This window comes from Sandaracinus amylolyticus (assembly GCF_021631985.1).
Classification (GTDB): Bacteria; Myxococcota_A; Polyangia; order Polyangiales; family Sandaracinaceae; genus Sandaracinus; species Sandaracinus amylolyticus_A.
Window position 1 is genome coordinate 493,535 of record NZ_CP070225.1, and the last position, 13,686, is coordinate 507,220.

The window sequence follows — 13,686 nt, forward strand, 5'->3', positions numbered from 1 at the left end:
CACCCTCTCCCCTGCGAACGAGCTCGTCGCGCCCGGCAGGCCACCGGTGCGCGCGAGCGACTCATCACCAAGCGATGGGAAACGGAACGACGCGCGACGCCTGAGCGATCAGGCCTCGGGCACTTCACTACGCGTGGCGCGCGCACGACGACGCGGCGGTGGCGTGTCCTCTTCGGCGACTGCCGGCAGCACGAGGCGCTGGCGCTCGAGCTGCGTCTCGAGCACGACCATCGTCTCGGTCCGCGCCACACCGGGGAGCTCGCGCAGCAGGCTGATCAGCCGGTGCAGCGACTCGGTGTTCTGCGTGCGGACCTTGATCATCAACGTGTGGCGCCCGGTGACGTGGTGGCACTCGAGCACCTCGGGGATCGCCAGCACCGCTTCCTCGAACCCGGGGATCGAGCGCGGGTGGTCGATGCCGATGCCGATGAACGCGCCGACGTCGAACCCTGCGACGCGCGGGTCGATCACCGCGTGGTAGCCGGTGATGAGGCCCGATTGCTCGAGCTTGCGCACGCGCTCGAGCACGGACGGCGCGGAGAGACCGACGCGCTCGCCGAGCTTCGCGAGGGGCTGCTTGCAGTCGTCCTGGAGCGCATCGAGGAGCGCTCGGTCGATCGCATCGAGCAGGGGCGCCGCGGAGCGTGACATCGAGGCAACGGTGTACGTGGCCTGACGCGGCGTGTCAACAACAGTTTTCGGCGCCGATCCGGTTTCTCGTACGGCCATTCCGACTTCTATCGCGACTGCCGAATGTCGTTTGGCTCGATTCGGGATCTCGACGCGACGCGCCAAACATTCTTCGGTCGTGTGACGCTCGTCACGCCATCCCTTTCGGGGACGTGCGATCCGCGTCGCGCAGGCGAACGCGCGATTCACGCGCGGGGAATGCTGGAATGTCCTCGTGTGCGCGGCGAGGAGCCGATTGCCGCGTACGGCGCGTGCCGCGCGGTCAGCGCGACTCGGTGCGCACGGCGTGCGGCGTCTTCCCGCACCACCTCGAGAACGCGCGCTCGAACGCGGTGCGCGAGCTGTACCCGAGGCGCTCCGCGATCACGTCGATCGGGATCTGCTCGTCGCGCAGGAGCTGGAGCGCGCGGCGATGGAGGATCTCGCCGCGCTGCTGCGCGAAGGTCGAGCCCATCGAGGTCAGCCGTCGCTGCAGCGTGCGCGCGCCGACGCCGAGCGCGGCGGCGGTGGTCTCGAGGCTCGCCTCGCCGCGGGCGTGGGCGGCCCAGAACGCGCGCTCGAGCTCCTGATCGAACGAGACGCTCTCGCTCTTCGAGAGGAGGCGCGGCGCGTGCTCCGAGAGCAGCGCGGCGAGCTCGGGCGCGGCGCCGCGGAAGGGCAGGGCGAGATCGGCCCGCGCGAAGAGCAGGTAGCTCGTGGGACGATCCCAGCGCGGTCGCACTCCGAAGAAGCGCTCGTACTGCGCCTCTCCGCAGCGCGGCATCTGGTGCTCGAGCGCGATCGGGACGACGTGGGTCGCGGTGCAGTGGCGCACCAGCGCGGTGGTCGCGGCGAAGATCGTGTCGGCGCCCTGTCGCGTGCGCAGCGTGGGCATCCGGTACTCGATGCCGGCGCCGTCCTCGGTGTCCACCCGCGCGATGCGCGCGTTGCGCACGAAGATGTTCATGATGCGCACGAGCGCATCGATCGCGGCGTCGAGGTGCGTGCAGTGCGCGAGCGCGGGACCGACGACGCCCATCTGATCGATCGTGAAGCGGGCGCCGGCGTGGAGGCCGACGACGGGATCGCCGGTGATCGTCTCGAGCGCGCGCCAGAGCGCGAGCGTCTCCTCGTACGAGAGCTCGGCGCCGCTCTCGAGCCGGGCGAGTGGGATGTCCGACGCGCGCGCGACCTCGTCGAGCGAGAGCCCGAGCAGGCGCGGCCAGGTGAGGACGAACGACGAGACGCGGATCGCGTTCCCTTCGATGCTTGCGTCCGCACGGTTCACGGCGGCAGCGTACCGAAGACGCCACCGGGACCACAAATCACGCCATCGGCGCCGCCGGCGAGCCGATCTCGGACACTCCCTCAGTCGACGAAGAGGACGCGTCCGCGGAGGCGGGAGGCGGGGATCGGGCCGAAGAAGCGGCTGTCGTTGCTGCGATCGCGATGATCGCCGACGACGAACACGTGACCCTCGGGCACGTCGACCGCCGGGAGATCGTCGAGGTCGAACATCGATCGGCTGATGTGCCAGCGCCGCTCCTCGAGGGTCTCCTCGTAGACGCGACAGCCGGGATCGGGATCGAGCTGGCGCGCCGGATCGCACCCCCCGACCTCGCGCTGCGCGATGGCGACGCCGTTGCGGTGGATGACGCCGTCGCGGACCTCGATCACGTCGCCCGCCACGCCGATCACGCGCTTGACGAGATCGAGCCCGTCGCTGGGGCTCTGCACGATCACCACGTCACCGACGCGCGGCGAGCCCCAGCGCACCAGCGTCTCGTCGACGAACGGCAGCGAGAGGCCGTACGCACAGCGCGCCACGAAGAGGCGCTCCGACTGGAACATGGTCGGCTCCATCGAAGGGCCGTCCACCTCGTACGCCTGTGCGATGCCGATGCGGACGCCGAACGCGAGCACGATCGCGAGGAGGATCGTCTTCGCATGGCCGCGCCAGCCGTCGTTGCCCTCGTGCGCCATCGTCCTGCTTCCTCCCACCCCCGGCCGCGGCGAACCGTCGCGCCGCTGGCGCCATTCCTCGAGCCTTGCATGATGGTCGCGTGACGTCGCGTGCGCTCCACGATCCCAACGCCGAGCTCGTCCCCGGTGACCGCATCGACGAGCGTTACGTGGTCGAGTCGGTGATCGGGCACGGGACGACGTCGATCGTGTACCGCGCGCGGTCGATCCCCGACGGCGGGGGCGTCGCGCTGAAGGTGCTGCGCGCGGCGCTGGTGCGCGGGGCGATCTCCGCGACCCGCCTCGAGCGCGAGGCCGAGCTCGTCGCGCGCCTCGATCATCCGTCGATCGTGCGCGTCTTCGAGACGGGGTGGCTCGAGACCGGGCAGATCTGGATCGCGCTCGAGCTGCTGGAGGGCGAGACGCTCGAGGCGCTCCTGCAGCGCGAGGCACCGCTCGGGGTCGAGCGCACGGTGCGCCTGCTCGACGACGTGCTCGCGGGGCTCGCGGTCGCGCACGGCGCGCAGATCCTCCATCGCGATCTGAAGCCCGCGAACCTGGTGGTGGTGCGCGACGAGCGAGGCGAGGAGCGCGGGAAGCTGCTCGACTTCGGCGTGGGGCGCGATCTGCGCGACACCGGGCCGCGGCTGACTGCGCCGCAGGCGCTGGTGGGCACGCTCGCGTACCTCGCGCCCGAGCAGCTCACGCCGGGCATGGATCCCGACGCGCGCGCCGATCTCTGGGCGCTCGCGGTGGTGGCGTACCGGGCGCTCACCGGGCGTGCGCCCTTCGGGCTGCGCGGCGCGCGCATGGTCGCGACGATCGTGCGCCACGACCCGGAGCCTCCGAGCGCGCTGGTGCCCGCGCTCGGCGCGCGCGTCGACGCGTTCTTCGCGCGGGCCCTCGCGAAGGACCGCGACGCGCGATGGCAGGACGCCCACGCGATGCGCGAGGCGTTGCTCGCGCTGGTGCGCTGAGGCGGCTGGACCAGCGCGCGCGTTGGCACTAGTCCTGCGCGCGATGTCGAGCGCCGTTTCTCCCGCGCGCGAGGGCTCGGACCGCGCGTTCTACCTGGCGAATGCCGCGATCTCGCTGGCGGCGGTCGCGCTGCTGGGATGGATCCTCGTGCTGCGCGAGCCTGCGGGCGACACCGGCGCGCTCGCGTTCATGCCCGCGGTGAACGCGACGATGAACGGCATCGCCGCGAGCTGTCTCGCCGCGGGATGGATCGCGATCAAGCGCGGCAAGCGCGACCTGCACCGCGCGCTGATGCTCTCGGCGTTCGGCGCGTCGGCGGTCTTCCTGGTCGGCTATCTCGTCTATCACTGGGTGCACGGCGACACGCGTTATCCCGAGGGCGCGCCGCTGCGCGGGCTCTATCTCGGCGTGCTCGCCTCGCACGTCGTGCTCTCGATCGTCGTGTTCCCGATGATCCTCGCGACGTTCTGGTTCGCGCTGCGCAATCGCTTCGCGACGCATCGCAAGCTCGCGCGCTGGACCCTGCCGATCTGGCTCTACGTGTCGGTGACCGGGGTCGCGGTGTTCCTGATGCTGCGGCTCGCGATCGGGTGAGGCGATCGCGTGGCGTGCTGCCACGCGATCGCTGCGACACCGTCATCGTCGAACCATCGGCTCGCCCGCCGGTCCCTACCGTCCGCGCGCTTCGCGCGCTCCCGTCCGGGACCTGCGGGACGAGCACTCCGGCGAGGGCTCACTCCTCGCGCGGCGAGAACGCGCCGAGGCGCAGCAGGAAGTAGAGCAGGGTCAGGATGCCGGTGATCGCGGCGCCGACGTAGGTCATCGCTGCCGCGGTGAGGACCTTCGAGACGCCGTGCTTCTCGCTCGGCGAGACGATCGCCAGGCGATCGAGCTCGAGCTTCGCGCGGCGCGACGCGTCGAGCTCGACGGGCAGCGTCACGACCTGGAACGCGACCGTCGCCGTGAAGAGGATCACGCCGGCCCAGATCATCTGCGCGAACGAGAGCACGAAGCCGATCATGATCAGGAACCAACCGAGGTTGGAGCCGAGGTTGGCGACCGGCACCGCGAGGTTGCGCAGCTGCATCGGCAGGTAGCGCTGCTGGTGCTGGATGGCGTGGCCGACCTCGTGCGCCGCGACCGCGAGCGACGAGATCGAGCTCCCGTAGTAGGTGTCCTCCGAGAGCCGGACGACGCGGTGGATCGGGTCGTAGTGGTCGCTGAGCATCCCGCGCGCGGGATGCACCTGGACGTCGTGCAGGCCGTTGCGATCGAGGATGTACCGGGCGGCCTGCGCGCCGCTCACGTGGCGCCGGTTCGGGACCTGCGACCAGCGCTGGAAGCGCGAGCGCGTCGCGAACGCGGCCCATGCCGAGAGCAGCATGGCGGGGGCGAGCAGGACGAAGTAGAGCGGGTCGAGGATCATCTCGGGTGGCCTCCGGTGGAAGCTCAGGCACGAGTAACCACCGCGAATTGCTCGAGCAAGAAGCTCGCCCCTGCACGGACGGAGAGTCGTCGTTGAGATTGCTGGCCATCGGCGACGTGCACGTGGAGCATCGGGCCAACCGCGAAGCGCTCGTCGCGCTTCCGCCGCAGCCCGACGACTGGCTCGTGCTGGCCGGCGACGTGAGCGAGTCGATCGCGAATCTCGAGCACGCGCTCGACGTGCTGCGACCGAAGTTCGCGCAGCTCGTCTGGGTGCCCGGGAACCACGAGCTCTGGACGGTGCCGCGCAGCGGGGAGCCCGAGCGCGGAGAGGCGCGCTACGACGCGATGGTCGCGGCGTGCCGTGCGCGCGGAGTGCTCACGCCGGAGGACGAGTACGTCGAGTGGCCCGGCGATCGATCGCTGCGCATCGCGCCGCTCTTCGTGCTCTACGACTACTCGTTCGCGCCGGATGGCATCGAGGGCGCGGACGCGGCGCGCAAGTGGGCAGCGGAGGACGGCATCGTCGCGACCGACGAGGCGCTCTTGCACGCGGATCCACATCCTTCGATCGACGCGTGGTGCCGCGCGCGCATCGCGCGCACCGTGCCGCGGCTCGAGGACGCGTCGCGCGCCCATCGCCTCGTGCTGATCAACCACTGGCCGCTGCGGCGCGATCTGGTGCGCATCCCGCGTGTGCCTCGTTACGTGCCGTGGTGCGGCACGCGCGCCACCGAGGACTGGCACGTCCGGTATCGCGCGGAGGTGGTCGTGAGCGGGCACCTGCACGTGCGCGCGACCGATCATCGCGACGGCGTGCGCTTCGAGGAGGTGAGCCTCGGTTATCCGCGCGACTGGGACGCGAAGCTCGGCGCGGCCACGTACCTGCGGCGCATCGTGTGAGACGAATTCGTGAGCCGTTCGCGCGCCGCGGCGGACCTCTTGCGGCATGAACGAAAGAGCTTGTTCCTGGGCTTCGCTTCTATGCTCGCTCGCTCTCGCGGGGTGCGCGATCAGCCGCACCCCGCTCGACCCGATCGACGGATCGATGGGCGGCCACGACGCGGGATCCTCGGACTCGGGCCGCAGCGACTCGGGCCGCGCGCCGAGCGACTCGGGCACACCGGAGAGCGACGCCGGTGGTCCGAGCGACCCGCGCGAGTGCGTGACGCCGGAGGCGATCCTCGAGATCGCGAGCTCGGGGCAGGGCGTGGAGGGGCACGCGGTGGCGATCGACGGCGCCGGCAACCTGTACGTCGGCGGCGGGTTCAGCGATCCGATGACGGTGCGCACCACGACGACGCTCGATCCGACCGGGCCGAACCGGCGCGACGGCTTCGTCGTGTCGCTCACGCCTGGCGGGGCGGTGCGTTGGGCGCGCGTCTTCGGCGATGCGAACGACAGCGACCAGACGGTCGTTGGGGCGTTCCTCGCCGGCGATCTGGTGATCGTGTCGGGCCAGTTCGACGGCGAGCTCGATCTGCACGTGCCGGGCACGTCGGGCGACCTTCCTCCCATCGTCTCGTCACCATCGCGTTCGAGCACCGGGTTCGTCGCCGCGCTGCGCGCGTCCGACGGGACGCCGGTGTTCGCACACGTGTACGACGGCGCACTGGCTGCTGCGGGGGGGACCGAGATCGTGGCGGCCGGAGGCGCTCATCCCGCTTGTGGCGCGACGACCGGTGACCTCCAGGTCGCGCGTCTCGACGTCGCCGCGCTCGTGACCGATCCCACGACGGGCGCGCGCGCGCCCACGTGCCGGCGCGCAGTCGGCTTCTCGGGCGCGACCATCACGCGCGCGATCGTCGCGACCGGCGGCGATGTGCTGATCGCCGGGACCTCGGTCGAAGACACGTTCGGCACCGTGTCGATCTCCCGGCCCGCGGCGTCGACGGGCTCGAGACCGGACGGCTTGGTCGTGCGGCTCTCGCCCGACCTCGCAGTGCGGTGGGCCCGCGGCTACCAGACGCTTCCGCACCCGACCCACCCGCACCCTTCGCACTTCAGCATCGCCGCTCTCCAGGAGCGCGGGGGCGCGCTCGTCATCGCGGGGCGCGTGCTCGGTGCCGTGGATCTCGGTGGAGGACCGATGATCGGGTTCACCAGCGGCTCCGACTGGGACATCGCGATCGCGGGCCTCGACCCCGCGACGGGCGAGACGCGGTGGAGCGACCTCTTCGCCTGCGAAGGCAGCGACGCGCTCGCCGGCATCGCGGCCGATGAAGAGGGTCAGCTCCACGTCGCCGGTCGCTTCGGCGGCCCGGCGTTCGATGTCAGCGGGGGTGTCGCGCCACTGGCGGGCCAGGGGCAGCTCTTCGCGGCGACCTTCGGCGAGACGGGCGCGCATCAGTGCAGCCGGGCGAGCACCGGTGGCCCGGGATCGACGACGGCTTCCTCGACGGGCACGACCCCCGACGGCCACGAATGGCTCGTGGTCGGCAGCACGGTCGGCAGCCTCGACTTCGGCGCGGGTGCGATCGGCGACTCCAGCTCGCCTCGCTCGCGGGTGTTCGTCCAGCGCTTCTCGCTCGTCGAGTGAGCCGTTTCGCCGACTCCGAAGCCCATCTGGTCGAGCCCATGCCCGAGCCGAGCTCCTCTCGCGCGCGACGGATCGCAGCCACCGACGACGTCGGGTCGGTCGCGAAACGTCGCGCGCTGCGCGACGGCGGTCACCCCGACGGCGTGCTGGTGGTGCGCGCGCGGGAGGGCGATCGCTGGGCGCAGGAGGTGCTCTTCCGGCGCTACATGACGCCGCTGGCGGGCACGGTCACGCACATCGTCGGCAACGTCGCCGACGCCGACGACGTGCTGCAGGACACCTTCGCCGACGTGCTCCGCGACCTGCCGCGGCTGCGCGAGCCCGAGGCGTTCCGCGGGTGGCTGTACCGGATCGCGATGAACCGCGCGCGCAAGGCGCTGCGCAAGCGGAGGCTGCTGCGCTTCCTCGGGCTCGACGGATCGGTCGACGACGCGACGCTCGCGATCGAGGCGTCGAGCGCGTCGAGCCCGGAGGTGCTCACCGAGCTGAGGCTGCTCGACGAGGCGCTGCGGCGGGTGCCCGCGGACGAGCGCATCGCGTGGATGCTCCGTCACGTGCACGGCGAGCAGCTCGAGGACATCGCGTCGTGGATCGGGTGCTCGCTCGCGACGGTGAAGCGACGCATCGAGGCGGCGCAGTCGCGCATCGACCTGCACGTGAACGGGAGGGCCCGATGAAGCGCTCGCTGCCGAGCCTTCCCGAGCGCATCGCGGACACGCTCGACCTGAGCGTCGACGAGGCGCGGGTGCAGCGCACCTGGCGCGGCGCGCGACGACGTGCAGCGGTGCCGTCCCGGCGCACGGCGGGGGCGGTCGTCGGAGTGATCGCGGTGGCCGCGGTGGTGGCGCTCGCGGTGCTCGCGCGTCGCGACGAGCCCGTGGTGATCGAGCGTGGCGGGCTCTTGCTCGCGGGGGGCGGCGCGCCGGTCGCGCGCGAGGTGTCGGAGGGTGCGGCGCCCGAGACGCTGCGCTTCGCGGAGGCGAGCGCGATCACGTTGTGGTCGAGCGCGCGGCTGGTGCCGCTGCACAACGACGGGGCGCGCTTCGAGACCGAGCTCGAGCGAGGGCGCGCGCGCTTCTCGGTGACGCCGGGTCTGGGTCGGGCGTGGCGGGTCGTCGCGGGCGACGTGCAGGTCGAGGTCGTCGGGACGGTGTTCGAGGTCGAGCACACCGAAGGGCGCACGAGCGTGTCGGTGGAGCGCGGCGTGGTGCGGGTGTCGGGGCCTCGGGTGCCGGGGCTGGTGGTGACGCTGCGCGCGGGCGAGGACGTGGTGGTCGAGCGCGAGGTCGCGACGCCGCGCGAGCCTCTGGTCGTGACGAGCGTCGAGCCCATCGTGGCGGAGGAGGCCCCTGCGCCGCGGGCGCCGATCGCGCGCCCGAGCGAGTGGCGCGACCTCGCGACGCGAGGGCGCCACGACGAGGCGTACGAGGCGCTGCGAGGCCGCGGGATCGTGCGCGAGGCCGAGCGCGCGTCCCCCGAGCAGCTGCTCTTGCTGGCCGACGTCGCGCGGCTCTCGGGGCATCCCGCCGAGGCCGTCGCGCCGCTCGAGCGCCTGCTCGCCGAGCATCCGCGCGACGAGTCGGCGAGCTTGGCCGCGGTGACGCTCGGGCGACTCTTCATGGACGCGCTCGGGCGTCCCGAGGACGCGAGGCGTGCGCTGGAGCGAGCGCGCGAGCTCGGCGTGCCTGCGGCGCTGCGCGCCGACGTGGATCGGCGGATCCAGGCGCTCGAGGTCGAGTCGACGCCTTGAGGTGCGCCGCGATCGTGTGGGGCGTCGTGATCGCGGTGAGCTCGACCGTGCATGCACAGCCACGCGCGGTCGGGCTCGAGGTGCCGGCGTGCGAGGTCGAGTGGGCGAGCTTCGAGCAGCTCGCGCCGTTGGTGCGGGTCGAGCTTCGCGCGCTCGGGGTCGAGCTCGACGTGGTGCGGGCGAGCGAAGCGGGCTCGGGCGCGCGGCTGGTGGTGCGCACCGCGTGCGGCGAGGGCGTGCCCGATGTGTCGTCGATCGCGCTCGAAGCGCACCATGCGCACGGCGCGCCACGAACGCGGGTCATCGACTTGCTAGACGTGAGCGGATGGAATCGCGCGCGGACGCTCGCGATCGCGCTCGTCGATCTGCATCGCGAGCTCGAGGCCGAGCCCGAGGTCGTGCTGCCCGAGCCCGACGAGCTGATCGCGGAGGGCGAGGTGATCGCCGATCCGCTCGTGCTCGAGCCCGAGGGCGCGATCGATCGCGGCGCGCGATCGCTCGACGTTCCGGGCACGCCGTCGCCCCCGCGCGACCCGCTGCGCATCGAAGGGCTCGAGCTCGCGATCGGCGGTGCGCTCGCGATCGGAGCGCGCGGCCCGGATGCGCTCGCCGGTGGGCACGTCGAGGGCTCGCTCGTGATCGCGACCGATGCGCTCCGTGCGCACCTCGGCCTCGCGCTCTCGCTGCGTCACGCGACGCGCGACGTGTCGCTGGGCACGCTGCGCCTCTCGCTCGCGGGCGCTGCGCTCGTCGCCGACGCCGCGGTGGTGCTCGGCGCGGTCGACCTCGGGGCGCGGCTCGAGCTGATGCCGGCCGTCGCGCTGAGCAGCGGCAGCGCGACCGAGGACGACGTGATCGAGCGCGAGGCCCTCGATCCGACGTTCGAGGCGTCGCTGCTCCTCCAGGCGCGCTGGACGATCGTCGAGCGCTTCTTCCTGCGCGTCGAGGGCGGCGCGACGTTCGTCGGCCGCGGGGTGCAGATCCTCTTCGCGCGGGAGCGCGCGCTCGGCTGGACCGACTGGGCGTTCCCGATGCGCGTCGTGCTCGGGATCGTGATCTGACCTCGATCAGGTGCTCGCGGGGAGGCGGTGGAACACGAACGCGCCGTCCTTCGCGTCGATCTCGATCGTGTCGCCGGGCTGGTAGCCGCCGCGGAGGATCTCCTCGGCGAGCGGGTCCTGCAGGTTCTTCAGGATCACGCGCTTGAGCGGGCGCGCGCCGAACGCGGGCTCGTGGCCGAGCTCGGTCAGGCGATCCTTCGCGGCGTCGGTCACGTTCAGCGTGAGCCGGCGATCCTGGACGAGCTTCTGCAGCCCGCGGAGCTGGATCTCGACGATGCCGCGCAGCTCGTGCTTGCCGAGCGGATCGAAGATCACGACGTCGTCGATGCGGTTCAGGAACTCGGGGCGGAAGTGCTTGCGCAGCTGTCCGTCGAGCGTCTCGCGGATCGCCTCGCGGGTGACGCCCTCGCCGTGATCGAGGATCGCCTGCGAGCCGACGTTGCTCGTCATGATGATCACCGTGTCCGCGAAGTACGCGAGGCGACCGCGCGAGTCGGTGAGGCGACCGTCGTCGAGCACCTGCAGGAGGATGTTGAAGACGTCGGGGTGCGCCTTCTCCATCTCGTCGAAGAGGATCACGGAGTAGGGCCGCTTGCGCACCGCCTCGGTGAGGAAGCCGCCCTCTTCGCTGTCGACGTAGCCGGGCGGCGAGCCGAGCAGGCGCGCCACCATGTGCTTCTCCATGAACTCGCTCATGTCGAGACGCGTGAGCGAGAGCTCGTCGTCGAAGAGGAACTCGGCGAGCGCCTTCGCGAGCTCGGTCTTGCCGACGCCGGTGGGGCCGAGGAACAGGAAGCTGCCGATCGGGCGCTTGGGATCGCGCAGACCGACGCGACCACGCCGCACCGCCTTCGCCACTGCCGCGACCGCGGGATCCTGACCGACCACGCGCTCGCGGAGCTTGTCCTCCATGCTGAGCAGCTTGACGGTCTCGGCCTCGAGCATCCGCGACACCGGCACGCCGGTCCACGCCGCGACCACGTCGGCGACGTCGGCCTCGACGACCTGATCGCGCACCCGCGGCTCGTTCTCCGCACCGCCCGCGATCGCACCGGCGCGGGCGCGTGCGTCCTCGAGCTTCTTCTCGAGCAGCGGGAGCGTGCCGAAGCGCAGCTCGCCCGCCTTCGCGTGATCGCCCGAGCTCTTCGCGTCCTCGTACTGCTTGCGCGTGGCCTCGAGCTCCTGCTCGATCCCGCGCACTTCCTTGGTGCGCGCGAGCGCGGCGGCCCAGCGTGCGCGCGCATCGCTCGCCTTGGGGCGCAGCTGCGCGATCTCGGCGTCGATGCGCGCCTTGTGGCGCTTGCTCTCGTCGTCGGTGTCGTCCTCGAGCGAGTGCGCCTGCATCTCGAGCGCCTCGAGCCGACGTTCGAGCGCGTCGAGGTCCGCGGGCACGCCGTCGATCTCGACGCGCACCCGCGCTGCCGCTTCGTCGATCAGATCGATCGCGGCCTTCGGGAGCTGCGCGCCGGGCACGTAGCGGCGCGCGAGGCGCACCGCGGTGAGCAGCGCGGGATCGGCGATGCGCACGCCGTGCGCCTGCTCGTAGCGCGGCACCACGCCGCGAAGGATCGCGATGGTCTCGTCGGCGGTCGGCGGATCGATCGCGATGGCGACGAAGCGGCGCGAGAGCGTGGGGTCGGCCTCGAACGCCTTGCGCATGCCGTCGGTGGTCGCGAGCCCGATCACCTTGAGCTCACCGCGGCCGAGCGCGGTCGAGAGCAGCTGGCCCGCGCCGCTCGGCGCGCGATCTCCGGCGAGCGCGCCGAGATCCGGGATGAACAGGATGATCTCGCCCGCGCGATCACGGATCGCCGCGAGCAGCGCCTTCATGCGCTCCTCGGCCTCGCCCCGGAGCTTCGCGCCCGCGAGCAGCGCGCCGGTCTCGAGCGCGACGAGGCGCTTGCCCTGCAGCGTCGCAGGGACGTCGCCGCGCACGATGCGCATCGCGAGCGCGTTGACGATCGCGCTCTTGCCGATGCCGGGCTCGCCGACGAGCAGCGGGTTGTTCTCGTGGCGCCGCGCGAGCACCTGCAGGATGCGCCGCAGCTCTCCGTCGCGACCGATGACGGGATCGAACTTGCCGTCGCGCGCGAGCTTCGTGAGGTCGCGCCCGTACTGCTCGAGCGGGTCGCCCTTGCCGCCGCTCGATCCGGGGCGCGACGCGCCGCTCTGGCCGTTGCTCGGCGTCGCGGGCTGCAGCTTCTCGCCCGACGCGGTCGCGCGCAGCACCGGGCCCGAGAGGCCGCACGCCTTGAGCACGCCGCTCACCGCCGCCGTGGTGTCCTGCGAGCATGCGATCAGCAGGTGCATCACGTCGACCGGGACGCCCCCGCCGCGCGCCGCTTCGCCCTCGGCGCGACCGAGCAGCTCGAGCATGCGCGGCGAGAGGTACGCGACCGCGCCCTCGACCTTCGTGAGCTTGCGGAGCTGTGCCTCGCCCTCGACCAGCACGTCGACCGGGTCCACCCCGGCGCGACGGATGGCCTGCTGCACGGGCTCGCTGCGCTCGATCAGCCGATAGAGCAGGTGGAGCGGCTCCACCTCGGGGTTCTTGCGCTCGTCGGCGAGGCCTTGCGCGGCGGCGATGACGGCGCGCGCATCACGGTCGTAGGCCTCGAGGCGAAGGGTGAGCGTCGACATGAGGGCGAGAGCATACAACGGCCCTCGCCGCTCTGTTCCTCAGCGGCCGCGGTGCTTCGCCAGGTAGCGCTCGCGGAGATCCGCGATCACGTGGGCGAGCATCCGATCCTCCTCGCCGCTGAGGTTTCCCTCGGTCTTGCGGTCGAGCATCTGCAGGATCTCGATGGTGTGGCGCGCGGACTCGAGATCGATCGCGGTGCGACCCTCGGGATCCGTGATCTCGCCCAGCTGGATCATGCACGACGTGCTCATCGACAGGATGAACGTCGTGAAGTCGATCGGCGCCGTGGCCTCGGCGCCCGGGAGCGGGGCGAGGCCGGTCTCGTCGAGGTCGCGATCGTCGTCGTTCGACATGGTTCCCCCGGCCTCGCGCTCGCGCGCTCCTCAGCCCTCTTCGTCCTCGTCGTCCTCGTCCTCGTCCTCACCCTCGTCGATGTCGGTGAGGTCGTCCTCGAGCGCCGCGGTGGCGGCGTTCTCGGCGCGGTCGGGCAGCGACGTGAGCAGCTTGTCGTACTGCTTCGCGTCGACGAGCCCCTTGTCGATGTTCCGCTGGAGGATGCGCTTGTCGATCAGGAAGTCCTTGTACGCCATCGGGGCTTTTTCCTCTCGGGCCGCCGAGTCTAGGGACCGTGCCGCGCGTGTCAAACACCGGGCGATCCGCG

General features: G+C 71.8%; 14 protein-coding genes. 7 read left to right on the forward strand and 7 right to left on the reverse strand.

All coding sequences use genetic code 11. The features are described from left to right. Nucleotides 1-108: 108 nt before the first annotated feature. From I5071_RS02005 to lepB, 3 genes are all read right to left on the reverse strand, one after another. On the reverse strand, nt 109-879 hold the full coding sequence (locus I5071_RS02005) for an Lrp/AsnC family transcriptional regulator (protein WP_236520171.1): 771 nt from the start codon (nt 877-879) through the stop codon (nt 109-111). A 73-nt stretch (nt 880-952) separates the two neighbouring features. Beyond that, entirely contained in the window at nt 953-1,957 is a 1,005-nt protein-coding gene (locus tag I5071_RS02010; protein ID WP_236520172.1) for an AraC family transcriptional regulator, read from the reverse strand. A gap of 80 nt (nt 1,958-2,037) precedes the next feature. Next, a complete protein-coding gene (gene lepB, locus I5071_RS02015; RefSeq protein ID WP_236520173.1) occupies nt 2,038-2,652 on the reverse strand; it encodes a signal peptidase I in 615 nt (204 codons plus the stop codon). A gap of 80 nt (nt 2,653-2,732) precedes the next feature. Between lepB and I5071_RS02020 the strand changes: the two genes are divergently transcribed. Then, nucleotides 2,733-3,608, forward strand: a complete 876-nt coding sequence (locus tag I5071_RS02020) for a serine/threonine-protein kinase (RefSeq protein ID WP_236520174.1) — start codon at nt 2,733-2,735, stop codon at nt 3,606-3,608. Nucleotides 3,609-3,651: 43 nt separating this feature from the next. Next, nucleotides 3,652-4,203 carry a DUF420 domain-containing protein gene (locus I5071_RS02025; RefSeq protein ID WP_236520175.1) on the forward strand — a complete coding sequence of 184 codons (552 nt, stop codon included), beginning with the start codon at nt 3,652-3,654 and terminating at the stop codon, nt 4,201-4,203. Nucleotides 4,204-4,342: 139 nt separating this feature from the next. On the opposite strand, the gene I5071_RS02030 is transcribed toward I5071_RS02025, so the two are convergent. Then, nucleotides 4,343-5,035: a zinc metallopeptidase gene (locus I5071_RS02030; RefSeq protein ID WP_236520176.1), complete on the reverse strand. Its 693-nt coding sequence runs from the start codon at nt 5,033-5,035 to the stop codon at nt 4,343-4,345. 92 nt (nt 5,036-5,127) lie between these two features. Between I5071_RS02030 and I5071_RS02035 the strand changes: the two genes are divergently transcribed. Genes I5071_RS02035 through I5071_RS02055 form a run of 5 tightly spaced genes read left to right on the forward strand, consistent with a single transcriptional unit; the run spans nt 5,128 to nt 10,384 of the window. Further along, entirely contained in the window at nt 5,128-5,937 is an 810-nt protein-coding gene (locus I5071_RS02035; protein WP_236520177.1) for a metallophosphoesterase family protein, read from the forward strand. A gap of 46 nt (nt 5,938-5,983) precedes the next feature. After that, nucleotides 5,984-7,573, forward strand: a complete 1,590-nt coding sequence (locus I5071_RS02040) for a hypothetical protein (RefSeq protein WP_236520178.1) — start codon at nt 5,984-5,986, stop codon at nt 7,571-7,573. 38 nt (nt 7,574-7,611) lie between these two features. Further along, complete coding sequence (locus tag I5071_RS02045) at nt 7,612-8,250, forward strand: RNA polymerase sigma factor (RefSeq protein WP_236520179.1); 639 nt, start codon at nt 7,612-7,614, stop codon at nt 8,248-8,250. Next, nucleotides 8,247-9,323 carry a FecR domain-containing protein gene (locus I5071_RS02050; protein ID WP_236520180.1) on the forward strand — a complete coding sequence of 359 codons (1,077 nt, stop codon included), beginning with the start codon at nt 8,247-8,249 and terminating at the stop codon, nt 9,321-9,323. Before I5071_RS02045 ends, I5071_RS02050 begins: the two co-directional genes overlap by 4 nt. Beyond that, nucleotides 9,320-10,384 (forward strand): hypothetical protein, encoded by a 1,065-nt coding sequence (locus tag I5071_RS02055; RefSeq protein ID WP_236520181.1) that lies wholly within the window; start codon nt 9,320-9,322, stop codon nt 10,382-10,384. The genes I5071_RS02050 and I5071_RS02055 overlap by 4 nt, the downstream gene beginning before the upstream one ends. 6 nt (nt 10,385-10,390) lie before the next feature. Here the strand turns inward: I5071_RS02055 and I5071_RS02060 are convergent, their stop codons facing one another. Genes I5071_RS02060 through I5071_RS02070 form a run of 3 tightly spaced genes read right to left on the reverse strand, consistent with a single transcriptional unit; the run spans nt 10,391 to nt 13,615 of the window. After that, a complete protein-coding gene (locus I5071_RS02060; RefSeq protein ID WP_236520182.1) occupies nt 10,391-13,024 on the reverse strand; it encodes an ATP-dependent Clp protease ATP-binding subunit in 2,634 nt (877 codons plus the stop codon). A gap of 39 nt (nt 13,025-13,063) precedes the next feature. Further along, nucleotides 13,064-13,378, reverse strand: coding sequence for a DUF1844 domain-containing protein (locus I5071_RS02065; RefSeq protein WP_236520183.1), 315 nt, complete (start codon nt 13,376-13,378; stop codon nt 13,064-13,066). Between the two features lie 30 nt (nt 13,379-13,408). After that, nucleotides 13,409-13,615: a hypothetical protein gene (locus I5071_RS02070; RefSeq protein WP_236520184.1), complete on the reverse strand. Its 207-nt coding sequence runs from the start codon at nt 13,613-13,615 to the stop codon at nt 13,409-13,411. Nucleotides 13,616-13,686 lie beyond the last annotated feature (71 nt).